This window comes from Paenibacillus massiliensis 2301065 = DSM 16942 (assembly GCF_000377505.1).
Lineage (GTDB): Bacteria > Bacillota > Bacilli > Paenibacillales > Paenibacillaceae > Paenibacillus > Paenibacillus massiliensis.
In genome coordinates this window covers 350528-374919 of record NZ_KB898188.1, presented here as the reverse complement: position 1 = coordinate 374919, position 24392 = coordinate 350528, and the positions used below count along the sequence as shown (strand labels likewise).

Genomic DNA, 24392 nt, shown 5'->3' with positions numbered 1-24392 from the left:
CAAAAGCGGATCTTCTCTGGTTACCCAGTGATAAAAAACCAAGCAAGCAGAACATGTTAAATTCCCTCTGTGATAAATTTATAATTACAACATTTTGCATATTTCGACTTTTATTTATTTGAAAGTATGGTTTTAAGGCGATGACGTGCCAGTCGAACATGCGAAATGATCATTATCTATCATCATAGGGGGTATTTGCCAATGGATTTGCTGGTTTTATTCGTAACCACATCATCATCCGGCAAGAATCATCAATGTCTGGAGCAGTTATCCCAATCCGCCAACCTAGTCATTATTCGGACAATAGAGGAGGCGGCTACTGCTGTCAGGCACTATCGGAGCAAGTTAAATGTGTTTTTGACCCTAGAGGAATCTTTCTCGGACCAATGGCCGCTTCATCAGCTTATCACCTATGGGGCATCCGTGTTCTTCAGCAGTCTCAACGATCATCATATCCGCATGATCAATGAGTGGCTTCGCCTCGCGAAGAGCACACCGGATCGTTCACAAGAACATGCTTCATTCCACCGATCTCTTGATTTCATTCATCAAAATTTGTTCGACAGCTCCTTGTCGCTAGATGCAGTATCCTCGCACATTCATGTAAGCAAGCAATACTACTCCAAAAAATTTCAATTATTCGCTGGTATCGGCTTTAAGGACTACATCATTAACAAACGGCTTGACAAAGCCAAGCACATGCTAATGCGGGGGGAGGCCGTTACCCATGTCTGCTTTGAAGTGGGATATACCGATCTAACGCATTTTACGCGAATCTTCAAGAAAAGAGTGGGTGTCAGCCCTTCGCAGTATCGCCGGACCCGATCCGAGCAACGGAAGTTCATGCCGTTGTACGGGAATTGAGATATGAGATATAAGATAGAAGGCTGATTGAGTCCATGTGAAGGAGAGACGATATGTCTTTTAAATTTCCATTTTATTATCAAAGAGGTCCCTTCAAGCCAGTTCAGCCCGGTGAACCTGCACACAACATCGTGTTCTGGAAGGATGCTCGCTATTACGTGCTACTCTTCCTGTTCAGCTTTGCTTTTGCAGGTCAGAAATTTCTTGGCTTTCATCAGCGCTGGGACAGCCTTATCGTGTCTGTCTGTACGACGATGCTGGTAGAGCTCATCATGGTTCGGATATTGTACAAAAAATGGTCTTTTCCACTCAGCGCTCTTATATCGGGCATCGGAATTGGCCTACTGCTTAGCTCGTATACGCTGTGGCCCTACGCCCTGGCCGCAGTGCTGGTAATCGTCTGTAAGCATGCTCTGCGACTTGGCGGCAGTCATATCTTCAATCCCAACAATATCGCTCTAGTCATCGTGCTGACCTTCATTCCACAATACGTGGTCAGCACACCCAAGCAATGGACGAATTCATGGGATGTGATGGCCTTCATTTTGATTCTGGGCTTCATTGCGGCAGCCATGGCCAAGCGTCTGGATACAGTGGTGGCATTCGTCAGCAGCTTTGCCTTCTTCGCGCTGCTTCGTCATACGCTATTTGGTGAACCTATGTACTATGCCTTTGGTCCGTTGGTCGGTGCCTCCTTTCAATTGTTCGCCTTCTTCATGATTACCGACCCGAAGACGACGCCGCAAGCTCGCTGGGCCCGGATTACGGCAGCCTTGTTGATCGCATTGGTGGACGCTGTTCTGCGAGTTCAGGGAGTTACCAATTCTCCATTTTATGCAGCTTTTGTCGTCACGATCTGCTTCGGTCTTCCTTACCGCTGGCTTATGCTCCGACGGAGTAACACCTTGAAGGGGGAGGTCACGGGATGATGGTCTATTATGAGCTACTGGAGCTTAGTGAGCATTTTAATAATCAGGGCTTCACCACCTATGAACAACGCACAGAAGGTCGCCTGACCATTGCTTCTAATTCCTTTGCAGCGGAGCTTGTTCAATTTGGCGGAATCCAGGTCGTGAATAACGTACCATTCCGGCTTGCTTCAGGAGAGACAGGTGACAATATGGAGATGGACCATCAGCGAATTGTGCTTCCCGTAACAACAGACAAAATGTCGTGTATTCATGTGCTTGGTGTGTCTGAAAATGCAGACCTGTACGAGGTGGTTCAATTTTTCAGGAATGGTCGACTCATACATGAAGGGAAGCTGGCCTTGTCCGATCTGATATCGGTCGAGCCGGCCTTTCATGATATGCTCGCCTTTACTATGCCATACATGCATACACAGACTGGCAAATATACACGCATCCAGCCGAGCATGTGGCATTGTGCCCTTGAGCTGCCCTCAGACGGAGAAGCGCCAGACTGCATGGTGCTGAGTGAGAATTTGTTCATGCATATCTTTGCGATGACAGCCGAGTTCAGGAGGGATACTGATGGATTACTTGCCCTACCATAGCAATTATCATAGCTGCACCAATATTATTATCACAGCCATGCTTAAGCGCCTGGGCGTGAATACCGAGTTGATCTGGTCACAGGCGGGCATGGTTTATTGGCCGGAAAAGGATGGCTTGTCCATCATGGAGCCTTACTATCTGCCCATTGCTGAGCAGCTCCGCCTCTATCATGGTGTACAGTGGGTGGAGAGTACTGCCGAGAGCGGGGAAATCTTATGCGAGCAAGTGGATGAAATCCTTCGTACGGGGGTAACTGTCGGCGTCATTGCTGATGTATATGAATTATCTTATTTGCCTGTGCTGAAGGGACAGATCCACGATATGCACATGCTGGAGGTGATTCGTGATGCGGGAGAGCATTATGAGATCTGCGATCACTATTATCGCTATGTTGGACGGATTGCCAAGAAAGACCTGATACGAGCAACGAATAGCTACCGGACGCTGTACCAGAATTATCAGGAACTGTTCTGCTTTTACATCACTAGAGGAGAGAAGGTGGAGCAGGCAGAGCAGGACTTCAATTACTATACCCCGATTTTGATGAATGCCATGGTGATGAATGGTGACACGTCTGCCATTCCGGTCAAAGAGCGAGCGTCCTATGGGCTCGACACCTTCCTTGTTTTTCGCGGGGAGCTGGAGCAGCATGCTGAGCTTGTCAGCAAGGACTGGCTCAATCTGATGTACAAAATGATCCGGGAGATGTCTTACAGCCGCTATCATTATCATGTCTTCTTGAATCTTTGTGGTCTGCGAGAAGTGGCAGAGACAGTCCTGGAAAGCTCTCAACAATGGATGGTGCTCGGTAATCTGGTAGCCAGAGGTCTGCTCCGGGAGGAGATGCGTCCGTTGGTTCCCAGGATGAATATACGGCTCGAACGCATTGCTGGCCATGAGGAACAAAGCCTAGGCATGATGAATGATTGGATAGTCCGGCATCCTGATCGTGTACTTAAGCTGGCCTGACCCGGCTGTTGTGGCTAAGAGTTCACCTGGGTGCACTATGTGCTCCAAAGTGCCTTGGCGCTCACCAGAGTGCAGCAAAAGCCGAGTATACAGGATTACAGAATTTTTAAGATAGATGCAAGGAATAGGCTATTCTGATGCGGGTATAAGGAGGGAGGATGCTGGGATTACGATGGGCATATCAGGTAGGAATGTGGAAGGATCAAGTGGAGGAGGCGCTTCACTGGGCAGGACAGACTCCCATAAAAGCTGTAGAGATCGGTGGTTCCCAGCTAGAAGTCTATGAACAGCATCCTGACAAGCTGCGTGCGATAGCACAGAGGAACCAGGTGGACATTGTCGCCGTCTACGAATTTGGCCATTTCGATCTGTGGAACCGCCGTCGGGGCTTGTATCTGTTTCATGAGCAGCGTGCACGTCTGATGCAGCAGGCAGGGATTCCAGCCGTCGTGCTTGGACCCGGACTGCAAATGGTGCGACAGCGATTACCAGAGGATGAGCGTAGAATGCAGCAGGTAATGAGCGAAATCATAGAGCGCTACAGCCAATACGGCATTCGTACATCAATTCATCCGCATTGGGGGCACTGTATCTTCCGGGAGGAGGAAATCGCACGACTCATGGAGAGTACTGACGTACGCGTGCAGCTTGTGCTGGATACGCTTCACACTGCGGAAGGGGACATGAGTATGCAGAGCTTGCTGGACAGATATGGTGGGCGGGTATCAGCGATACATTTCAAGGATTATAGTCATGTGGTTGTGAAGGACACGGGTCTCCAGCGCCAGCTCTCGAGCCGGAGAACCAAAGATGAGGCGCTCGGACAGGGGCAGGGAGAGTTGCATAAATTATGGGGATATTTGTGCGATCAAGGATGCGCTATACAGGTCGTGCTGGAGCCGCCTGATGCATCGCCATGCCCGAAGACAGCCATGAACAATATGCTGATTTATGCGCTACGGCGCGGCTGGATAAAGGAGGAATCTCATGAGGATCGTCATTGATCTGGATGGCACCATATGCAGTCTGAAGCAGGAGGGGCAGAGCTATGAGGATGTGGTACCACTGCCAGGTGCGGTTGCTGCCTTACGTCGCATGAAGGCCGAGGGCCATGAGGTCATTATCTATACGGCTCGTAATATGCGCACTAGGGAAGGGAACACAGGCAAAGTGGTAGCCTCGATCGGCAAGCTCACGCTGGATTGGCTGGAGCGTTATGGCATTCCCTATGACGAGATCGTGTTCGGCAAGCCTTACGGCCATATTTATATTGACGATCTGGGCTGGGGCTTCTCGGGCTGGGAGGCTGCCGAGGTTCAGCTTGCGGCGTGTAGGGACAGGCTAGCGGGCAGGGATATCACATGAATATTGTTATCCCCATGGCTGGTGCAGGCTCCAGATTTACGAGCAAGGGCTGGACTCAGCCGAAGATGCTGCTAGAGGCAGCAGGAAGGCCGATGCTGTACTGGGCGCTGGATAGCCTGGAGCCTTATGTGAATCTGTCGGGTACGATCTTTGTCTGCCTGAATGAGCATCTGGAGCATTACCCACTGGCTGAGCTGATCAGAGCTTACGTTCCTGATGCAGTCCTAGTGGGCATTGATGATGTTCGTAACGGTCAGGCGTTGACTGTCCTGGAGGCGGCGCCTTACATGCAATTAACAGAACCACTGCTGATCTATAATTGCGATACGTATACCCGGCTGGGCTCAGACAGCTTCCGCTTGGCTGGTGAGGCTGATGGTGTCATATCGGTATTCCCTTCCAGCTCTCCGGCATACAGCTATGTGCGAGTGCAAGCTGACGGCTATGTAGCCGAGGTGAGGGAAAAAGAGGTGATTTCTGCCTATGCCAGCACGGGCTTGTATCAATTCGAACGTGCGGAGGACTTCGTGCAAGCTGCTGGCGAGGCTGCTGCCCGATGGACGCCGGAAGCGGGTGAGTGCTATGTGGCCCCGCTCTATAATCAATTGATGGCGAAGGGCTATCGTTACCGTATAGCCAGGGCGACGGGATGTTATCCACTGGGTACCCCTCATCAGCTTGAGGAGTTCGCCCGACATGCTCATCAATGGACCGGGAAGGGGAGGAAGCAGCTTTGACTAGTATATTCTTTGGCTTAAGCGGCGGACTTGGTCCAATCGTTCGAAATGCTCCAGCCGCTGAGAGGTTCAAGGAGCAAGGGGCTCGCGTCAGCATGTCCATTTATGGCGAAGGGAGCATGGCATGGGTCAGGCGTCTGGGCTATGAATTGCTCGTTGATGATGATCCGCTCATGCCAGCAGAGGACAGTCTTCTTCTACCCCAGCCGACAATCTACAATGTGGACCATTACTTTGCCCAGATGGGGCTACTGGATGAAGCCTTTACAGAGTCGTGGATTCGGCATCGCATTCAAATGCTGGAGCAGGAGCGGCCTGATCTGGTCATTGCCGATATGAGCCTTCACACGCTACTCGCGGCTAGGGCTCTTGGCATTCCGTCCATTTCAATGGTTCAGTCCTGCTATCATCCTGATGGCAAGCCTATGTGGCATTGGGGGCAAGCTCCACGTAATCTCCCCCGTGTTACGCCGGTCCTTAACAGAGTCCTTGCTCGTCTTGGCATGGCACCCGTTCAGCGAATCGAGGAGTGCTTCAGGGGGGACGTGGATGTCGTGCCAGGCATCCCTGAGCTGGATCGAATCTATAACAACACCGTACGTTATGCAGGACCGCTCTCCTATCCACTTCATCCGTCCATTCGACCGCATTGGGCCGGGCAGCATGAGCTCTCCATTCTGGTCTATCCGGGCAGGATGGAGGACTCTGCCGGCGTGTCTGGTCGGCGCGTGCTGGAGATGGTCCTGCAAGCATTCGGGGGACAGCCAATAACTGTCGTCATTGCCAGCACGGAGCTAACAACGGAGCAGGCCGCAGATTGGCCGGATAATATATGGCTGGTACCCGCACTGCCTGATGAGCAGGTTGCTGATTTCGATCTATTCATTCACCATGGTGGCCATGGTAGCTGTATGGCCGCACTTACGTACGGTGTGCCGTCACTCATCTTGCCAACGCATACTGAGCGCGAATTCAACGCGCGGGCCGTTCATAAGCTGGGGGCTGGAGAGTATGTCTGGCCTGGTGCCCTGACGGCTTCACATCTGTATCACTTATCCATCTATATGCTGGAGGATGAGTATGCCTGTAAGGCTCGTGAGCTGGCCAAGGAGATTAGCCACCGAGGCTATCAGGGAGCTAAGCTGATATACAGCCTTGGCACACAGCTCATGGAGAGCAGTCGACGAATGACTTTTTAGCAACGGAGTTCATCCGGAAGGGGAGATTTTGTTATGGCTATAGTGATGGAACAGGTAAAAGAACTGCTGGGAACGAAGCTGGATATCCAGCCCTCCGATATTCAGGATACAGATCGACTTTTTGAGACACTGGGCATTGATTCAGTCGCTGTCATTACGCTGCTGCTTGATCTGGAGCGGGTATGCCATGTTGCTTTTGATATGGAGGAGCTGTCCCCAGAGCATCTCGCTACAGTAGGCAGTCTGAGTACCTACATTGAGCAATTGCAGGCGGATGCCTGATCTGGCAGAACGGAGATGAAGCGAATGAAGCTATTGATATTGGGGGGAACAGTCTTCGTAGGCTACCATCTGGTACGCTCTGCGCTGGAGGCTGGTCATGAAGTTACGTTGTTCAATCGTGGACAAAGCAATCCGAATGTCTGGAAGGAAGTAGAGCACATTCAAGGGGATCGGGAGCATGACCTGAGACGGCTACACGGTAGAAAATGGGATGCAGTCCTTGATACGTGCGGTTATTTGCCTCGTCAGGTTCAGAGCTCGGCGGAGCAGCTGGCAGAAAGTACGGAGCACTATACCTTTATCTCCAGTATTTCTGTATATCGTGACTTTACACAGCTTCATACTGGGGAGGATGCCCCGGTGTCCCCTCTTCCAGAGCAGGATTCCGAGAATGTACGCAAGTATTATGGAGCCTTGAAGGCGGCCAGTGAATCGGCGATCAGTCGAATCATGGGAGAGCGGGCATTGCATGTTCGAGCTGGTCTGATCGTGGGGCCGCAGGACCCTACACGTCGATTTGTGTATTGGCCTATGCGGGTTCGACAGGGGGGACAGGTACTAGCTCCAGGCTCACCTGCTGCCAGACAGCAATTTATAGATGTAAGGGATCTGGCCGATTGGGTCATTCGAATGGCTGAGCAGCGGAGAGGCGGAGTGTACAACGCTGTAGGACCTGAGCGACCGTGGAAGATGGATGAGATAATTGATGCATGTATGCGAGTTACCGGGGTGCATCCCGATCTCACCTGGGTTGCGGATGAATTCCTGTATGAGCGGAATATAGGGGCATGGAGTGAGATGCCTCTATGGTTCCCGCAGCAGGGAGATTTTGCTGCATTCAGGCATTACATGGAGGTGGATAATCGTCGGGCGATGGCTGCCGGACTTAGCTTCAGATCGCTGGAGGATACCTTAAGCAGTGCACTGCACTGGGCAGATCTCTCGGGTGCTGAGCTACAGGATGGTGTCGTACTTGATCCGGATAAGGAGAAGGCACTGCTTGCTGAGTGGCACCGACTTAACGAGTAGCTCTTATATGTTTCTAGTGGCACTACAGTAATATGCGCAACCAGAAACTCCTAAGCTCTGTAATAGCTGCTTAGGAGTTTTTGGGTTGCCTTTGGCCGATGATGCTGTTTCCTTCGATGTAGACGCTTCTGCTCTTCAAAGATTCATCATACTGGCTGGAACTGGCACGTAAGCAGGATGAAAGGTCTCATGAATATACATGGCAGGCCCGTCGCTCGTATGAATGACGTAATGCTTGAATACGGCATGGGTGTGTCCATCATTCTCCTCCCATGTCCGCACTCCCCATCCCAACTGCTGCCGGTAGGTGAGACTGCCACTGCCAGTAAGAGCCCGCCCAATCGGAATATTCTGACCGTGGAGCTGCCCCAGCAGCGTCTGGATACGATCCAAGCGGGCAACGACATGGTTATGAGATACCCAGCTTCCTTCCGGTGTAGCCAAGCGTGAGATACGGTTCAACAGCTCGCTTGGTTCTGCAAGCTTCAGAAGCTGTCGAATGTGCTCACTCAGCTGCTGGGCGGGGACAGACGATTGCTGTAGTACTTGAACTCCTAGCTCGGTGTTTAGCAGTGCTTCCAGCAGTGTGGTTGTGGAGCCGTCACTGCGCAGTAGCATCCGTAGGCAAGCTTCCAGATTCGTTCTCGGGCAAGGCTCTAATCGCGTCATTTCCTCATCAACTCCTCTGTTCGCTCCAGCAGGATGAATCCCAGGTGAGAAAAGGGGCCCGCTTGAAGTATCAGTATTCGGGTACCGGATGTGCATGGGTTGTTCTCGCTTAGCTCCTGCAGACTGATTAGGCTATCCGAACCGTGCAGATTGTGAGCCGACTCACGCTGCCGGGTGTAGATTGGACATGGAAGCAGTTGACTTATGGAATCCAGAAAATCAGTATTCAGGTGCTGGACGATGGCATAGCTCAAGGAATGATCACAGGATGTGTGTTCCTGGGAACATTCAAGCAGGAATGCTCTTAGCTCCGATTTGCATTGCTCCAGTAGAAGCTTTTGCTGCTGGCTATGCTCAGCTTCAGACCAGCTATAAGGATCAGGTGAAGATAGCGGACGACTGTAATGGCGACTGCGAATAATCCTCCATTCCCCGCTTACGGGAGACAGGATGCATGCCGCAGCGGCATCGCCCAAAGGGAAAGATGATGATTTAGTCACAGGAAAGGAGCGGGTTTCTTTGGCAGCGGTCACAAAAAGCACAGGTCCTGCTCGCTTGTCCCCCCCTGGATCAGCTAGCCAATCCAACAGCTCCAGCGTCCCTGACAGTGTACTTGAGCCGCAATGAGAGAGGGCGAAAGGCAGTAGCCCTTTTAGCCCCAGTGTCTTCTTGAAGTACAGGGCGGGTGTCAGCTGATAGTCTGGCTCAGCCGTCTCCGAGCAATAGATGAGATGCTGAAAGGGCATGTGGACGTTATTGTTTCTTCTCAGCAGTTCGTTAATTGCAGCAGCAGCCCAAGCGAATGCAGATACGTCCAGATTCGTTGCTTGAGCTGTGGATGCTAAGCGGCTGTCTGTACCAACGGATCGTTTTGGAATAGAGCAACCAAGAGCAGCACCCCTTCGTTCAGTTACCTCTTGGTTGTATTCCTGCCACATCATGGGCAAATAGTGCTGCATCATCCCTTCATAACCTCTGGCATAGCTAAGGGCCTCGATATCTAATGGTCGGGGCGTGGACGTGATACAAGTTGGTGACGATAGGTACCATCCTGACATGGATTCGTCTCCTTTCGGTTCAGTGAACACTTACACTTCTCTAGTGGCGAAAGATCGTACAGCCGAATGTGCTGCCCATCCCTACCGTCAGAGTCGCGAACCAATCCCCTGGCCTCAGCCGTTGTTGTTGCTGGGCAACCTCAAGATTCAACAGCGGATCAGCATTGTGGGCATGTCCAACCAACGGCAGGGTGGGGTAGAAGAACATGCTCGCAGGTAACCCACTAGCTAGAGCCACTCGCTTCCAGACAACACAGTTTATATTGGACGGGATTACAAGAGACAGCTCATGTGATGCAATGTTTGCTTCTGCCAGTGCTGTATGTAGCACCTTCACTAGTCCGAGAATGAAGGTGTTCTGGAACCATTCATACTCATGCTCCGGTGCCAGCATGCTGTGATACAGGGTGGCATCTGAGCGAAGAACAGAGGCTATGATCTTGTTCCTGCGTCCTGGGTAGGTTATCAGACCGGCGGCTGCCGCATCCGCAGATATTGTGCTGTTTCGCAGATAGCGACTATGAGGAAGAATCATTTTATCCGCAGCCAGCAATAGAACGGATCTATGAAGATGACGGGAAGCGTTCGCCGCAATGCGAAGAAGCAGGTCTATGGAGGCGCAATTCATCTGTGAAACAAAGCGGACCGGTACATGCTCCAATCCCCATCTGGTCTGTAATTGTCCAAAGGCGTCGTAGTGATCCGGTGTAAAGGCTGGGAAGGTAGAGGTGCATAGCAGCAGCCCGATTCGATGCTCATCCTCGCTAACAGACTGCAACAGCCTATCAGCGGCGGTTGCTGCCATGTCATGTACTCGCAGCGTCTGTTCGACAGCGATGCAATCAAGTCCGTGGCCATCCGGTAGCCCTGCTAGCATCTGCGTCTCCACTCCTAGCTCTGTAGCATGTCGACTCAGACTGGGACGCCATGCCGGAATATAGCTCGATACATAATCTAGGCCAGGCATAGCCGTGCTCTCCTCTCTATTTCTATCGTTAATGAGCTGAACCGAATCTGTGCTGAAGTTGAATGATTCAGCGAGGCAACACTTATTTGATCTGGGCAAAGGCAAAGTACGGTCCTCTAATCAGCTCATTTCTTAACATAACGAACTCCATAGCCCAAGTACATGAATCAGACGTGCATACTTCGTTAATCCCGTCGTCAATCATTAGGATTCGACCACTTCCAACAAAAGCCGAGATGCCATAGTTAACTGATAACTATAATGAATGCACACCATGCGTGAAAGGAGGATTACGATGGGCCGCATTGCCAAGCTTCTGCGAGATTGCTTGCCTCATCGGACCGTGATTACAGATGGGGACCGAAGTGTGACTTATGGCGAGCTGCTTGCTTTTTTGAAGGAGGCTACCTTCCCTTCCATGCTTGAAGCTGGGGAAAGGAACTGTCCTAATGTAGGGCTTGTCATGGATCAATCACTGGAATCCATTCTACTACTACTTAAGCTGCTGGAAGACCAACGATCGGTGCTACTAGTAGATGCCATGCAGACGCCTGAGGAAGTGGAGCGTGTGGCAGAGACCAGTGGGATGTCGAGGTGGGTAGTTCCAGCGTTATGGGTGAGTTCTTTTCACGAGTCATTGAAGGCTTCGGCAATGGACTGTGGGCAGATATGGACGTACTCGTCTGGGGAGAAGCTTGATCACCAGCACGAGGGCAGACACAAGCTCGACCACGATCACAACCACAATCACAATCAAGAACTGGTGTTCCTCCAACCTTATCGGTCAATCCCGCTGGAAGCTTGTACAGATTCATCATTCAGCGCGCGCTCTTGTGCTATTAATGACCGGGGCGAGTTGTCGGGGGCAGTTGTTGAAGCTGCTGGTTCATTACATGAGAGTGAACGATTGTATCTTCTCAGTTCGGGTACGACAGGCTTTCCCAAGGTAGCTTGTCTGAACCTCAAGACGGTCATTCAAGAGGGGGAGAAGTACAATAGCTGGTTCGGCTATGATCAGGTCGACACCATTGTGGCAACAGTTCCCTTAAATCATTTATACGGCTTGAGTGGTGGCTTGTTCGCGGCACTGATTGGAGGCATAACCTTGAGTGTGTGCAGACAGCCGACACCGCGAAGGGCAGCAGCCCAGCTCCAGAATGGTGGGCGCACCATTCTTCTCGGCGTTCCTTCGTTTTACAGGCTGCTAATCGCAGCACAGCAGCTTGATCGGCAAGCGCTTGCTTCGCTGCAATTCGGCATTTCCGCCGGAGGACCGCTGTCGGCTGCTGAAGCGGAGCAATTCGAGAGTAAATTCGGACAGCGGGTACTGCGACTATACGGGAGCACCGAGACTGGGGCGGTGGCGGCAGAGCATTTGTTAACAAGAGGGCGTCCACAAGCCTGCGGCATGCTACTTCCGGGAGTCAAAGCCCGGGTATCTGCAGAAGGAAGACTTGAGGTGTGCGGAGAGGGGATTTTCGCTGGGTATATCGAGCATGGGGCAAAGCTTGTACCTCCAGTAATGATGGATGACTACTATTTAACAGAGGATTACGCCTCGGTAATCGGTCAGGAACTGGTGATTACAGGTCGGCGCAGCAAGCACATTAATGTTGCAGGTCGCAAAATTAATCCGCTGGAGATCGAGCATGCCCTGCAGCAAATGGAAGGCGTAGTCAGCGTGAAGGTGACCGGCGCTCCTGACAAGCTCCAGGGTGAGATTATCAGGGCCTGGCTCGTGACGTCTGCGATGTTAACCCAAGCAGATGTGCGCAAGTACCTGAAAGGGAAAGTTGCCCCCTATAAGGTGCCACATGACATTCGAATCACGGATCGTCTCCCGGGTTGGAAGACGGCCTATGCAAGCGAGGATGTTAATGAGACAGGTCGAGAGGAGGAAAGCAGGCATGAGCCTGGAAACGCGAGACAAGGAGGAAATCAGGCGTAGCGTGCATAGGGCATTGCTAGAGAGAGGACAGAACGATGCAGACCAAGGACTCTTTGGACAGCAGAACCTGACTGTCGAGTCCCGCAGTATCAATGAAGCTGAGAGCTATCACGTTCCGAATTGGGATTCGCAGGAGCTGTCACAGGAGAAATCACAGGATATATCACAGGAGCTGGACATGTCCTCTGTCGCTTTTATCAGCTTCATGATCACGCTGGAAAATGAATGGAAGGTCGAGCTCGATCCAGACAAAATCTGGGGAGATGATTCTCGTACATTAGAGCGACTTGTGGATTACATTCATACTTCAGCATGCCATGGGTGCTGAACATGCTGAAGAAACAGCGGATGACGGCTATGGCCATTCAGCTATACCTTCCTGAGTTCACTGCATCAGTGACTGAGCTAGCGGCCACTGCCCGGGAAATAGGAATGGAGTTCTCGGTAGAGCGCGAGAGAAGACTCCAAGATGAATACGGCTTCAAGAAAGTTCCTCTGGAAGCAGAGGGTACACGCCTGACAGACATGATCTCAAAGGTATGCATCCCCTTGTTGCGCTGGGCAACGGCTACTGGTCGAAGAGTGGATAGGATCTTGTTGGTCCGTACACTCGATTCGTATTGGCAGGACGAGCACCCACTGCGGGAGGTACGAATTCAGGGGGCAGTAGAGATTCCGATTCATTCGCTCTCACAGCACAATTGTGCTTCCGTACACGTGGGCTTGCTGACAGCAGAAGCCCTGTTGTCTAGTGGGGCAGCAGATGGAATCATGATGGTTACTGTAGACAAGGTCTACCATCCGTCTCTGCGGCAGCTTCCTCATTCCTTACTCGGGGATGCAGCAGCAGCAGCATACCTAAGTAACTCTCCGGGAGAGCATGAGCTATTGGCGATCAACTGCCGCGTCAATCCATCCATACATGCGGGCTATCGTTCGCCTGTTCATGAACTTGCCTGGGAGGAGACGACGTATCTGTTTCGCATCCGGCAGCTCATTCGGGATACATTGCAGAGTGTAGGGATGAATACTCGGGAGCTGCGGATGATGATTGGCAACAATGTCAATCGCTCTACCTGGCGCCAACTGGCCAGCATGATGGAGGAAGAAGAGGAACTGTGGTATACCGACACGATCGCCCAGTTCGGACATCTCCATTGCTCGGATATCTGGTTCAACATCCAGCATGCGATTCAGGCTGGAAGACTGCGGGAGGGCGACTATTATCTTACCATCTCGGTGGGTCTGGGCAGTCTGGGCTGCTCCATTCATCAGTACAGCGGCAACCGAACCGGATAAGGCCATAGCCATGTATCGGACAAGCTCTTACAGGTCCGATAAAGCATGTTCTGATCGCCATACGGTGTGTGACAGGCTTGGAGCATATAAGAGCCCTCCAGAGAGGAGAAGCCGTGAACATCTATTTGTCTTCCCCCACAATACAGCAGGAGGAGATTACGATCTCGGAGCAGGCTGTTCTATGGCAGCAGGTTTCTGCTCCTGATGGCTATATCCGCGCACTGTTGCATAGCGAACAAATATCGTCTCTCGCTGTGCCTGGAGGTTCAGGCGGATTCAGGTATAGCCAATCAACAGATTCATGCGTATTTCCTGGTTCTAGTACATCGCCCAGCTCAACGGTTCGCATAGGTACTCAACTGCTGGCAGCTCTGCATATCTCGAATGCAGGTGCTCAGATCCAGCCAGATTACCTATGCTATGCACATCAAAGCTCGGCTATAGATCCTGGGGAACTGCCTGTCCTGCATATGCTTCATGAGGCCGGGCTGAAGAATTGCTTTCCGCTTGCTATTGGTCAGCAAGGTAGTATGGCCACTGTCGGGGCGATTGAGATATTAATCTCCTTGCTGCATACGGGCAAAAGTCAGCAGAGCATATTACTGGCAGCTGATGCCGCCTGGGACCCGCTACGCTCAATACACGCTCCAACTCTGTATCCATATGGCGGTATGGGAGCGGCTTGTATGCTCTCGGGGGACCCTGACCGTTATCGACTCTACCAAGTGAGCTATGACTTGAGATCAATTGAACCAGCTGCTCCCCATCATTGGTCATCGGCAGTTTACGACCAGGTTACTGCGGAGACAGGTCGCTGTATGCTACGGCTAGCTACGAGCCCTATGAGTCAGGAGCATGCTGACTGCCATGATGAAGGGAGTTTTTTCAGTAAAGGGCGGGTCTGCTGGATACTATTTCATCACATTTCGGATTCACTGCTCCTGTGGCTGGAGAGCGAAATAAAGGGCGATTTGAATAGTGAATCAAGATGCTCTTCGCTGTATGGAGCTACGACGATTCATGTATACCGCAGAAATATGCACCCGCAGCTAAATTTACAATGCTCCGATCCTCTGGTATCGCTGTATGAGCTGGAGCAGAGCGGCTCACTGAGAGCTGGAGATCGAATACGGCTCATTTTTGCTTCGCTTGATTTCGGTGCCGCGATGCTTGAATTGAGCTGTGAATAAAGGTCAAGGAGGTATGACAGATGCTTGCTTTTGTATGCTCGGTTCATCACTATGCACAGCTGTACGAGTGGGCGAACGAGCAGGGACATTCCGTGCTTCATACAGAGTCCATGAGGGAATTTGTCTCTCAGAGCACAGAAGAACTCGGACTAAGTCGACTGATCTGGCTTGTGGAACAGCCTGATGATCAAGAGTATGAGGCTGCTCGATACCTATGCCAGAATCATCCGGAGCTAACCGTGTGGTGCATCATGGAGGATGTAGATCAGCACATTAGTCAGGAGCTGGCTGCATTGGGTCCGCAAGTTGTGGTGTACACAGAAGTTGACTTGATTAGAAATGAGAGGCAAACAGGAGATGCCTCTGACGCTAGGCGCAGTAGAACGGTTCTGCTGCTGGAGGGGGTGTTCTATGACCAGGATTTGTGCAGCATCAATAATTATGGCGTGCTACACCCTTTACCTGAAAGAGAGCGCGCTCTGCTGCACTTCCTGTTGGAAAGACGTGGGCGGTTCGTAAGCACCGAGGAGCTTGTCCATGGACTATGGGACGAATATGCCAGTCCAGATCTGCTTCGCCAATATGTGTACAGGTTGCGACGTAAAATGCAGACTCCTGTCGCGCCGAATGGGTCACTTCTTCATTGCCGGGGGGCGGGCTATCTGCTCCTGCCACTTCCTGACGTCAGGAGCCATGACATGCTGCAGCTGCAGATGAGATGTCTTAAAGGTCAGAGCAGAGCAAACGCAAGCGCTGCAGGCGGTGCAATGCATGCATCATATCAATTGGGATGGAGGACGGTATAACATGAGCGATCAAGTAACACCGAAGCAAAAATCGTTTTATGAGGATTGGGGGTATACGGTACTGCGTGGCGTGCTTTCGCAAGAGCAGGTGAAGCGGGTCAATCACAGCTTTCATAAGGTGTGGATTGATCTGCTACGCAGTGGAGAGATCGTGCAGGATGCCGGCAATCCCGTCGAAAGTCTGTTTCCCCGTCTACGTGACAATCATCTGACGAGATCAGATATTGCAGAGCTGCTACTGAGCGATGCTATATTCGATATTGCATCTACGTTGCTGGCTGAGGAAGCACTAGCGATCTCTAGCAGCTATTATTTCAAGGCTCCTGGCACCCGTGGACTCCCCATGCATCAGGATAATTACAGTATAGGCGCAGCACCCGGCACGACCTGCTCGATCTGGGTATCGCTGGGACACAGCAACGAGGTAAATGGAGGTGTCTATGTCGTACCTGGCTCACACAAGCTAGGCTTGCTGAAGCCGGAGCTTGCCGAATCGAGCGCATCAGAATATGGAGAGAAGCTGGAGCTTCCCCAAGGCTACGAGAAGCTTCAGCTTGAGCTTTTCCCTGGTGATGCGGTGGCCTTTCATGGGAATCTGGTACATGGGTCAGGTGAGAATCGCGAGGAGAGTCGGTTCCGTCATGCGCATGTAACGCATTTTACCGGGGTCAGCGCCAGAAGCGTCAACATTAACCATAACACGCTGATGAACCGTCAAGGGGAGCGTGTTCGTCGTCGTCTCAATACCGCGCCCAAGCTGAAGAACGATACGCTCAAGGGAACTGAATGGAGCGGAATCGGAGGAAGTCCGCCATGGAGGTAATCTGTGGCATTGGTATGGATATCCAGAGTATCCGGGAGCTGGAGAAGACGATGGAGCGAGGTGGCGAGCGCTTCCTTGCCAAGGTGTTCACGGCGCATGAGATCGAATATTGCCGTCGCCATGCCTCGCCTGCCCAGCATTTTGCAGCACGATGGGCGGTGAAGGAGGCGTTCTTCAAGGCTGCTGGTGGGATGATCACCCGAAAATATCAATTTCGTGATGTCGAGCTTCGCCATGAGAGCTCAGGAAGACCTTATATCCAATTGTATGGGGATGCGGCTTGTGAGCTTGAGCAGCACGGAGTGGGGCTATGGACTTCACTTTCGCACTCCGGGGAATATGCAGCAGCCCAAGTCATCGCTGTAATACAGCAGAAACAGGGAAGTGCACATTCATGAGCGGCCAAGTGAAGCAACTGCCCGTGAACGCGAATCCGGGCTTCGAGAGTGAGTGCTATCACAATTTACGACTGAGTGCGGTACTGGCTGAACAATCATGGCTGTCTTGGGGGCTGAGCCATTTCGTGAATCTCATCGTCAGAGGTAGACCGGAGGGGCAAATGCCAATGGTGCGGTTCGAGGAGCATCTGGAGGTGTACAGCGGTGTGCTTGACGAGCATAGGCTTGCTGAGGAGTCTGTTCCCCGTGCAGGTACTATCCATCCTGACAGAGGGAACCACACCACGGCGATCCGCAAGGCTATTGATGATGGACAGTATGTCATTATCTACCTGGATTGGTCTCGGGTACCCTGCTCCAGCTACTACCGGCAGGGACGAGCACTGGTACATGATGCCTTGATCTATGGATACGACGACACAGCCCAGGTCTTCGATGTACTGGCCTTCGAGGTAGATGGCCGCTCTTATGCACCTGTCCGTATCAGCTATGCTATCTGTGAGCGGGAGCTGGTGGGGGTAATCCGCGAGCATTCAGAATCTCAGCTCTGGTTCACGCACTATGGGTTTCCTTTGTCAAGCTTTCGGGTATGGCCAGCCTCTGGCGCAACGGGTGTGCAGCGGCTCGATACACGCGCTATTTATTTTGCGTTGGATCGAGGCAGAATTCAGGCCGCTGCTCTTGCTCCAGATGCGTACGCCAGCGGTTATTATGTCAACCTGTATCTCTCTATGTTCTTCAGCAGTCTTGCAGACGGAGGAAGAGTTGATCCGCGTGAGAATGACTTCTGGAATATTATGATTCACAAGATGACCCAGCATAAGCGCTGGATGCTGCTGCGGATCGAAGCCCTGGAACAGCTGGCGGACGGCCCGCTGCTGCAGCATGCCAAGCGATATTATACACAAGCCAGACGGGTGATGAAGGAGATCAGGGCGGAATCCCTGAAGGTCCAGCGGCAGCCGAATTCATCCAGATATGAGCAGCTGGCTGGATTGTTCCGTACCTTGTATGAACAAGAGAAGCGAGCAGTCCCACTGCTAATGGAGCACCTGGTGCGTATGCAATCTACGGGAAACGGAGGGAATCAAGATGAATGAAGAGATGCTGCGAGCCCAGGTTATTGAGTGTGTAGCAGAGAATTTGTCCGCAACGGTGGAGATTGAAGAGACGACCGATTTATTTCAGATCGGGATTAATTCGCTAACATTCATTCGGGTGGTGGCTTCACTAGAGGAAGTCTTTGATATTGAACTGGATGATGAACTGATATTACTTAATAACTTTCGAACGGTGGAGTCCATCTGCCGGTTGCTGCGAGGCTACGTAGAGCGGTCCTGAGGTCACCCCAACAAAACCAGATTTTTGCTCCAGTCAAAGCAGAGTGATCAAGCGTGATTCATGCGATGATAAGGATGTCCCCGGGAGACACACCAGAAAAACTAAACCTTGGAGGTAAGAACCCATGAAGCTGATGTCTACAAAATCCATGAACATGACGCTTGAAAATTCCAACAGCAAAACATACCTGGAGCTGCTGGACGGCCGTACAGAGGAGTTGCATTTCCAACAAGCTGCTCCGACACAATTCACAGTGAATGACTCGGAGTTCAGTCTGAAATCAGGCATCAAGGTAGAGCTTGAGATTAAAAACGTGAACCTGGTTGCTACATCCAAGACGATCTGGCCGGGAGCAACAATTAGCGTAACGGGCGGACTTGAAGGACAAGGCGAGACTATGAAAGCCAGTGCAACGATTCCTTTCAACCGCACCATGGCTGATGGTGTTCAAGGAGAGTCCTTCCTGTACTGGGTGCTTGAGACACCAGAAGGCAAGTTCCACAACAAGAAGCCAATCCACATGATCGGAGTTCTGAAGGGCTTGCCTCCAAAAGATGCTACATTCTACTCTGAGAGCGTAATTCCACTGTATGATGAGCAGGACAACCAAGTCGGCACCATCTACGGATGCCTTCAGTCCAACTGATTCCGTATCTCTTCAGCAAGGAGGGCCATCTTCGATGGCCCTTTCGTCTGCGATCTGCCCTGTGCTGTTGGTCAAGCCAGAGGCCGGAAGGAGGAAGTTATGTACGAAGCAATTATTGTCGGAGCACGGGTAGCAGGAGCCGCAGTAGCCTTGCTGTTGGCCCGTAAAGGACAGCGGGTGCTCCTTCTGGATAAATATACTGAGCCTGGTCCCGTCCTCTCCTCTCATATCATAGGTGAGATTGATATCTATGAGAGGCTTGGAATTTCGGGGCGTATGAATCACAGCGGTATTCCTCCCATGACTCGGATGCGTGTGGATCTGGAAGGAAGAATATTGGAATCAGACATTCTGGTCACCCCGCGCTCATTATGTATCCGTAGAGAGCTGCTCGATCGGTGGCTGCTGGATGAGGCTGTGAGCCATCCGCTGGTTACCTTTCGTCCGCGAACTAAAGTCATCGGCCCTGTTATGGATAAGGCTGGAGCTATGACCGGGGTGAACGTTGAAAATGATGCAGGGCGTCGCGAGGTTGCTCATGGTCGGGTCGTCATCGGTGCCGATGGAAGGCAATCGACGTTAGCATCCGCACTGAAGCCACTCACTCGATTCCTATCTGATGAACACCACCCGGGTGTGTATTATGGCTATCTGTCGGGCGTGACTCCGCTTCCGATACCAGCAGTTGAATGGTACTGGAGCGGACGTGACATTATTCTGTGCAGCCCCATGGACGAGGGTAGACACTGTATCGCTCTGATGACGCATGATGCCATATTCCGTTCAGGCGAAGGCAGCCCGAGTGAGCGATTCATGAGCAGGCTGGGTTCAATTCGCACACTGGCTCCCCGGCTGAAGGATGCAGCATTGTCAGCTCAGGTTCGAGGAGCAGCGCATCTGCCTAGCTATGTCCGTCAGGCTTATGGACCGGGATGGGCATTGGTGGGGGACGCAGGAGCTCACCTTCACCCGATATCTGGAATTGGTATTGACAATGCCGTCTGTACGGCCGAAATGCTGGCTGAAGAGCTGCATCTCTATTTTCAGGGTGAGAAGACGTGGCTGGAGGCCATGACTGACTATGAATCGCGCAGGGACGAGCGGATTGTCCCTCAGTATCACGCTTGCCTCAAGACTCTGGCACGCACCGAGAAGTCTGTCCCACTGGAGCAGTTGGATACGATGGACATGCTGTGCACCTTCCCAGGACTTGTGCGTGAGCTTGCCACACGGGGCAAAGACGTATACAACATCTTAACAGAGGAGAGATCATCATGATTCCATGTGCATCAGATAGGAGTATTAACATCATTTATCTGGAAGCTCCGTTGGAGCGGGTATGGTGGTCTGTGGCCACTCCTTCTGGCTCAAATACGTACCTGACCTATTACAGCAGTACGACTGGCGAGGACGGAGCCCCTAAGCTTGGTGACCGTTATCAGTTGAATTATGGAGACATCATGAATGATACGGAGGTTGTCCACTGCGAGGCACCCCATCATATTGTATTCGCAGATACCTACGAATCCATGGACCCGGACGGTGAAACGGTGCGTTATGAGGTATCCACCTCCTATACGCTGGTGCAGGAGGGCCCCTTCGTGAAGCTTGTACTGGAGGTGCGCGGATTTACTGACAGTACTGCGGGCCAGTGGCTTCGTGAGTGTCTGGAGATGGGATGGCGACGTTCGCTGATGAATCTCAAGTCTGTGCTGGAGCTAGGGTTGGATTTGCGGGTCGAAATGTTCAGTTATCCTCGGGTGGGAGTAGCGAACTGTACGGTGACAGAGGAGCTGTCACAAGAGACGGGAGTTGCCCCGGAGGCAGGGAATTATCTGCTGACTGTTTTTCCGAATAGTCCGATGGATCAGGCAGGTCTGCGCACCGGTGATGTAGTTACAGCGATTGATGGCGTGGCTACACCGGACTATCCTGCATTTGTAAGAACCATCTCTACGTACTATGGACGTCAGGCAGAGCCAAGTATTGAATACATCCGTGATGGAGCTGTACATCAGACTACTGTGCGCCTGTCGCTGGATGACACCTTTACGGGGCTGGTGGATATTGAGGAGACCTCATGGGAAGAAATTCGGCGTAAAAGGGAAGCGTTGGCCCAACAGAGGTCGGGCTCAGGCGCATTATGGAAAAGGCACAAAGCCGATCCCTCTCATCCATGACTGGGTGAGAATGGACCGGCTCAGCTTCGGTCCCCTAAGCTCCGTGTTTAGGGGGCCACTGGTCTGTTCGATATCCGCTTGCCTTCCGTCACTTGCTGAACTGTCTCCTCCGTAGGCTCTACCAGCCCTGTAAGCAGCTTGTCCAGAGAGAGAGTAGCCTTGGTGAAGCCACGCTTGCCATGCCTGTAATAATCGATCTGTACAGGAGACTCGGTTGAGACCTCCTGAGCAGCTCCATATTTCCCGAGCGCACGAACAAGCTCACCATACGTTGGCACCGCTTGCCCGTCAATGGCTACAATAATGTCACCGGTCTGCAGGCCTGCTTGTTCGGCTGGGCTTCCAGGAAAGACCTCCATAATGTAATTCCCACCCATGCCAACAGGAAGGGACTGTGCCTCTAGCTGCTCAGGCTCCGCTGTGTAATTGCAAATCCCAAGCCGAGGATATCCGAAAATGCTGTAGCGCAGGTCAAGGCCCAATTCCAGCATCAGCTTAAGATTGAACAGGGATTGTCTCCAGCCGAACACGCTGCAGTCCCGAATCCACCTCATCAGCTCGTTTTGTTGCCAGGCACCCTGAATTTCTGTAGTCACCGTTGTAATCCCCTCTTTTTCTTCCAAGCGGAAGGCGGTCACGGTCTCATATTCAATGAAGGAATCATCCGCAAGCAGAGAACGGAATCGATCCTTCTGCCGGAATAGTCGGTAAGTCTCATTGTCCAGACATACCGCATCATTGACCATATCTCCAATCACAATACGTATGTCATCGCCCACATCAATGAAATCAGATGAAGCCTGTACATCATCTGTCAGATAGGTGTTCATGCCGGTGGGAGTTGCCAGATACCACCACACCGCCTCAGCCGGGGCTTCGATATGCATCGTAACCGTCAGGATGGATTCATCATTGTGATGAAGTTTTGTGCTCATCCTTATACTCACTCTCCTTTTGTATCCATTATGGGTGCTGGGCTTCATTGATCACTCGGCTTTGGGATTTGAGTTCAGACATGGGAAGCCGAGTCGGTGAATAGGGTCAGCTTCTATAATGTGAACTGATTCGACATTACGAACTATTGAAGCAACGCAATGTTGCAGCAGAGTGACCAGGAAGGTCCAGAAAGCAGGTGAGAGCAAAGATGGAAGCAGGGCAAAGAATAATTCGGCTGCTGAGCAGCGAGGGCTGTGGCGTTCTGCCGCCCGAGGACATTACGTTGGAGCATCGCTTATATGATCTGGGGTTCGATTCTCTTCGCTATATGGAGCTGGTCGTGCTGCTTGAAGAGGAGTTTGGCATGGAGGTGCCTGATTCCCTGTTGGATGTGGATGCCATGACCACTGTGGCTACACTTGCTGCTGAGGTTGGGCGGCATGCATGATTCCAAGATGATCGAGATTCGTGAAAGATCCGCCCTCGTGGACATGCTCCCCCACCAGCCGCCGTTCCGATTTGTGGATCACGTAACAGATTATGCGGCGGGCAAGGAATTGAAAGCGAGCTTCTACCCAGAGCCGCTCCGTGAGGTGCTCGGAGATCAACAGCATCCCCCAGCTTCCGTATTGATTGAGGGCCTGGCGCAGACAGCAGTCATCTTTGTCCAATTGGAGACGGATCCGTTACAGCCGCATGAAATTCCATTGCTGGGCAAGGTAGAGGCCAGTATTGATGGTCGAGTGGACTGGAATGCAGTGATTAGCTACAAGGTCACGCCTATTCGCCTGGGACGCTCACAAGCAGCATTGCACGGTGAAGTCTGGGCGAACGGTGAACGAGCTATTTGCGCAACACTGTATGTCGCGATCTCGGGGCGTGAGGAAAAAGGGGTGATGGCTTGAACGCTGAAGCTCAGCTGTCCTATCGCAAGCCATGGGTCATGGTGGACGGTATTGATCAGTTACAACCGCCTGCTCGCATTGTTACCCGCAAGCATATTAGCAGCAGCGATTTTTATTTGCAGGGACATTTTCCCGCCTACAGTATTTATCCAGGCATGCTCATGGTGGAGGGATTGTGTCAGTCGGCAGAGCTGCTGCTGAGTGAGGGGCAAGGGCTTTCAACCTTGCGGGATTGGAGTGTGCTTAAGGCTCGCTTCCTGAATCGCGTAATGCCTGGAGATACGGTCACATACACCGTTAGCGTGGCACATCGCATGCAGGACAGGATTGTGCTGCGGGGGATCGGTGACGTATCCGGCGTGAAGGTGATTCAGGCAGAGCTAGTGGCGGCCGAGGGAGGAGGAACGTGGAATGAAGGAGCTATATGTGGAGCTGGAGGATGAGGGCGGACGCATGGCAGGAATTCTTCATTTGCCCACACAAGGAGAAGGGCCATATCCAGCAGTCATCTACTGCCCTGGTAAAAACGGGGAGCGCTATGAGGTGCATCGACTGGCTGTGAAGCTGGCACGTCGATTGTCGGAGCTGGGAATAGCCATGCTGCGCTTTGACTATATCGGTCTGGGACTGAGCGACGGGCATTATTATCAGATGACGACATCGAGCAAGCTCTCGAACGTCTCGCAGGCCTATAGCTATATGGCAGAGCACCCGGAGATCGACAGTACACGATTAGCCTTTCTGGGCTTCAGTGACGGAGCGAAGATCGCTTTGCTGGCTGCGAACCAGACCTCGGTCCAGCATATTGTGCTCTGGAGTCCCCTATTTCATGAATTTGGCGGGAATTATCCCAATGGACGACACCCGCGCTTTGTTCGTCACCCTGAAGCCAGCGATGTCCTGGTAATGCCATGGGCCGGGCTGTGGATTTCGATGGATTTTTACAGGGATCTAGCGACCTATGATGCAGAGGCGGAGATCCGCAAGTATGCTGGGGAATCCATCCTCATCTATGGTGAGGAGGACCCGCTGATTCAGGAGGAGTTCGAGCAGATGCAGCGCACTGACTTGGGGTCTGTACCGATCTATAGCGGTGATGTGCGGCACGTCGTCCATGCTGTACGAGAGGGAGGGCATCTGTTCACCTCCGAGGTGCTGGAGCAGCAGTTGATGAGGCTGACAAGTGATTGGCTGAAGCAAAAGCTCGGTGTTGAGGTCTGAAGTATACCAGTGGACAAGAACAAGACGAAGCTCAGCTTCTAAG

General features: G+C 52.0%; 30 protein-coding genes. 26 read left to right on the top strand and 4 right to left on the bottom strand.

Annotated elements, in window-relative coordinates; all coding sequences use genetic code 11:
* The first annotated feature begins 201 nt into the window (after positions 1-201).
* From D328_RS30250 to D328_RS28830, 10 genes are all read left to right on the top strand, one after another.
* On the top strand, positions 202-864 hold the full coding sequence (locus D328_RS30250; protein WP_018884981.1) for a helix-turn-helix transcriptional regulator: 663 nt from the start codon (positions 202-204) through the stop codon (positions 862-864).
* Between the two features lie 53 nt (positions 865-917).
* On the top strand, positions 918-1793 hold the full coding sequence (locus D328_RS0110605; RefSeq protein WP_018884980.1) for an RnfABCDGE type electron transport complex subunit D: 876 nt from the start codon (positions 918-920) through the stop codon (positions 1791-1793).
* Positions 1790-2380 carry a hypothetical protein gene (locus tag D328_RS0110600; protein WP_018884979.1) on the top strand — a complete coding sequence of 197 codons (591 nt, stop codon included), beginning with the start codon at positions 1790-1792 and terminating at the stop codon, positions 2378-2380. The genes D328_RS0110605 and D328_RS0110600 overlap by 4 nt, the downstream gene beginning before the upstream one ends.
* Positions 2358-3350, top strand: a complete 993-nt coding sequence (locus D328_RS0110595; RefSeq protein ID WP_018884978.1) for a hypothetical protein — start codon at positions 2358-2360, stop codon at positions 3348-3350. The genes D328_RS0110600 and D328_RS0110595 overlap by 23 nt, the downstream gene beginning before the upstream one ends.
* Positions 3351-3508: 158 nt before the next feature.
* Positions 3509-4354 carry a sugar phosphate isomerase/epimerase family protein gene (locus D328_RS30245; protein WP_018884977.1) on the top strand — a complete coding sequence of 282 codons (846 nt, stop codon included), beginning with the start codon at positions 3509-3511 and terminating at the stop codon, positions 4352-4354.
* Positions 4338-4715: an HAD hydrolase family protein gene (locus D328_RS28840; protein ID WP_018884976.1), complete on the top strand. Its 378-nt coding sequence runs from the start codon at positions 4338-4340 to the stop codon at positions 4713-4715. The genes D328_RS30245 and D328_RS28840 overlap by 17 nt, the downstream gene beginning before the upstream one ends.
* Complete coding sequence (locus D328_RS28835; RefSeq protein ID WP_018884975.1) at positions 4712-5452, top strand: glycosyltransferase family 2 protein; 741 nt, start codon at positions 4712-4714, stop codon at positions 5450-5452. Before D328_RS28840 ends, D328_RS28835 begins: the two co-directional genes overlap by 4 nt.
* Positions 5449-6651 carry a glycosyltransferase gene (locus tag D328_RS0110575; protein WP_018884974.1) on the top strand — a complete coding sequence of 401 codons (1203 nt, stop codon included), beginning with the start codon at positions 5449-5451 and terminating at the stop codon, positions 6649-6651. Before D328_RS28835 ends, D328_RS0110575 begins: the two co-directional genes overlap by 4 nt.
* A 33-nt stretch (positions 6652-6684) precedes the next feature.
* Positions 6685-6933, top strand: coding sequence for an acyl carrier protein (locus D328_RS0110570; RefSeq protein ID WP_018884973.1), 249 nt, complete (start codon positions 6685-6687; stop codon positions 6931-6933).
* Positions 6934-6957: 24 nt separating this feature from the next.
* Complete coding sequence (locus tag D328_RS28830) at positions 6958-7962, top strand: NAD-dependent epimerase/dehydratase family protein (RefSeq protein ID WP_018884972.1); 1005 nt, start codon at positions 6958-6960, stop codon at positions 7960-7962.
* Between the two features lie 135 nt (positions 7963-8097).
* Here the strand turns inward: D328_RS28830 and D328_RS0110560 are convergent, their stop codons facing one another.
* Genes D328_RS0110560 through D328_RS0110550 form a run of 3 tightly spaced genes read right to left on the bottom strand, consistent with a single transcriptional unit; the run spans position 8098 to position 10656 of the window.
* Positions 8098-8631, bottom strand: a complete 534-nt coding sequence (locus D328_RS0110560) for a chorismate--pyruvate lyase family protein (protein WP_018884971.1) — start codon at positions 8629-8631, stop codon at positions 8098-8100.
* The gene (locus tag D328_RS0110555; protein WP_026281117.1) at positions 8628-9689 is read right to left on the bottom strand and encodes a hypothetical protein; all 1062 of its coding nucleotides are present in this window, start codon (positions 9687-9689) and stop codon (positions 8628-8630) included. Before D328_RS0110555 ends, D328_RS0110560 begins: the two co-directional genes overlap by 4 nt.
* A 40-nt stretch (positions 9690-9729) precedes the next feature.
* Positions 9730-10656, bottom strand: coding sequence for a 3-oxoacyl-[acyl-carrier-protein] synthase III C-terminal domain-containing protein (locus D328_RS0110550; protein WP_018884969.1), 927 nt, complete (start codon positions 10654-10656; stop codon positions 9730-9732).
* A gap of 295 nt (positions 10657-10951) precedes the next feature.
* On the opposite strand from D328_RS0110550, the gene D328_RS0110545 reads away from it, so the two are divergent.
* The 12 genes from D328_RS0110545 (at position 10952) to D328_RS0110490 (ending at position 21287) form a co-directional block, all read left to right on the top strand.
* Entirely contained in the window at positions 10952-12604 is a 1653-nt protein-coding gene (locus D328_RS0110545) for a class I adenylate-forming enzyme family protein (RefSeq protein WP_018884968.1), read from the top strand.
* Complete coding sequence (locus tag D328_RS0110540; RefSeq protein WP_018884967.1) at positions 12564-12932, top strand: hypothetical protein; 369 nt, start codon at positions 12564-12566, stop codon at positions 12930-12932. Before D328_RS0110545 ends, D328_RS0110540 begins: the two co-directional genes overlap by 41 nt.
* A gap of 2 nt (positions 12933-12934) precedes the next feature.
* Positions 12935-13903 (top strand): 3-oxoacyl-[acyl-carrier-protein] synthase III C-terminal domain-containing protein, encoded by a 969-nt coding sequence (locus D328_RS0110535; RefSeq protein WP_018884966.1) that lies wholly within the window; start codon positions 12935-12937, stop codon positions 13901-13903.
* Positions 13904-14016: 113 nt separating this feature from the next.
* Positions 14017-15093, top strand: a complete 1077-nt coding sequence (locus D328_RS0110530; RefSeq protein WP_018884965.1) for a hypothetical protein — start codon at positions 14017-14019, stop codon at positions 15091-15093.
* 20 nt (positions 15094-15113) lie between these two features.
* Positions 15114-15899, top strand: coding sequence for a helix-turn-helix domain-containing protein (locus tag D328_RS0110525; RefSeq protein ID WP_018884964.1), 786 nt, complete (start codon positions 15114-15116; stop codon positions 15897-15899).
* Position 15900: 1 nt separating this feature from the next.
* On the top strand, positions 15901-16722 hold the full coding sequence (locus D328_RS28825; RefSeq protein WP_018884963.1) for a phytanoyl-CoA dioxygenase family protein: 822 nt from the start codon (positions 15901-15903) through the stop codon (positions 16720-16722).
* Positions 16713-17120, top strand: a complete 408-nt coding sequence (acpS, locus tag D328_RS0110515; RefSeq protein WP_018884962.1) for a holo-ACP synthase — start codon at positions 16713-16715, stop codon at positions 17118-17120. The genes D328_RS28825 and acpS overlap by 10 nt, the downstream gene beginning before the upstream one ends.
* Complete coding sequence (locus tag D328_RS28820; protein WP_018884961.1) at positions 17117-18220, top strand: hypothetical protein; 1104 nt, start codon at positions 17117-17119, stop codon at positions 18218-18220. The genes acpS and D328_RS28820 overlap by 4 nt, the downstream gene beginning before the upstream one ends.
* Positions 18213-18461 (top strand): acyl carrier protein, encoded by a 249-nt coding sequence (locus D328_RS0110505; RefSeq protein ID WP_018884960.1) that lies wholly within the window; start codon positions 18213-18215, stop codon positions 18459-18461. Before D328_RS28820 ends, D328_RS0110505 begins: the two co-directional genes overlap by 8 nt.
* 124 nt (positions 18462-18585) lie before the next feature.
* The gene (locus D328_RS0110500; protein WP_018884959.1) at positions 18586-19107 is read left to right on the top strand and encodes a hypothetical protein; all 522 of its coding nucleotides are present in this window, start codon (positions 18586-18588) and stop codon (positions 19105-19107) included.
* Positions 19108-19206: 99 nt separating this feature from the next.
* Positions 19207-20385, top strand: coding sequence for an NAD(P)/FAD-dependent oxidoreductase (locus D328_RS0110495; RefSeq protein ID WP_018884958.1), 1179 nt, complete (start codon positions 19207-19209; stop codon positions 20383-20385).
* On the top strand, positions 20382-21287 hold the full coding sequence (locus tag D328_RS0110490) for an SRPBCC family protein (RefSeq protein ID WP_018884957.1): 906 nt from the start codon (positions 20382-20384) through the stop codon (positions 21285-21287). The genes D328_RS0110495 and D328_RS0110490 overlap by 4 nt, the downstream gene beginning before the upstream one ends.
* Positions 21288-21334: 47 nt before the next feature.
* Here D328_RS0110490 and D328_RS0110485 read toward each other — a convergent pair whose 3' ends face one another.
* Positions 21335-22222: a PDZ domain-containing protein gene (locus D328_RS0110485; protein WP_018884956.1), complete on the bottom strand. Its 888-nt coding sequence runs from the start codon at positions 22220-22222 to the stop codon at positions 21335-21337.
* Between the two features lie 209 nt (positions 22223-22431).
* Between D328_RS0110485 and D328_RS28815 the strand changes: the two genes are divergently transcribed.
* From D328_RS28815 to D328_RS0110465, 4 genes are read left to right on the top strand one after another with little or no spacing between them, the layout of a single operon-like run.
* Positions 22432-22671, top strand: coding sequence for an acyl carrier protein (locus D328_RS28815; protein ID WP_018884955.1), 240 nt, complete (start codon positions 22432-22434; stop codon positions 22669-22671).
* Positions 22664-23128: a hotdog family protein gene (locus D328_RS0110475; protein WP_018884954.1), complete on the top strand. Its 465-nt coding sequence runs from the start codon at positions 22664-22666 to the stop codon at positions 23126-23128. The genes D328_RS28815 and D328_RS0110475 overlap by 8 nt, the downstream gene beginning before the upstream one ends.
* Complete coding sequence (locus tag D328_RS28810) at positions 23125-23571, top strand: hotdog family protein (protein ID WP_018884953.1); 447 nt, start codon at positions 23125-23127, stop codon at positions 23569-23571. Before D328_RS0110475 ends, D328_RS28810 begins: the two co-directional genes overlap by 4 nt.
* Positions 23540-24349 carry an alpha/beta hydrolase gene (locus tag D328_RS0110465; protein ID WP_018884952.1) on the top strand — a complete coding sequence of 270 codons (810 nt, stop codon included), beginning with the start codon at positions 23540-23542 and terminating at the stop codon, positions 24347-24349. Before D328_RS28810 ends, D328_RS0110465 begins: the two co-directional genes overlap by 32 nt.
* Positions 24350-24392 lie beyond the last annotated feature (43 nt).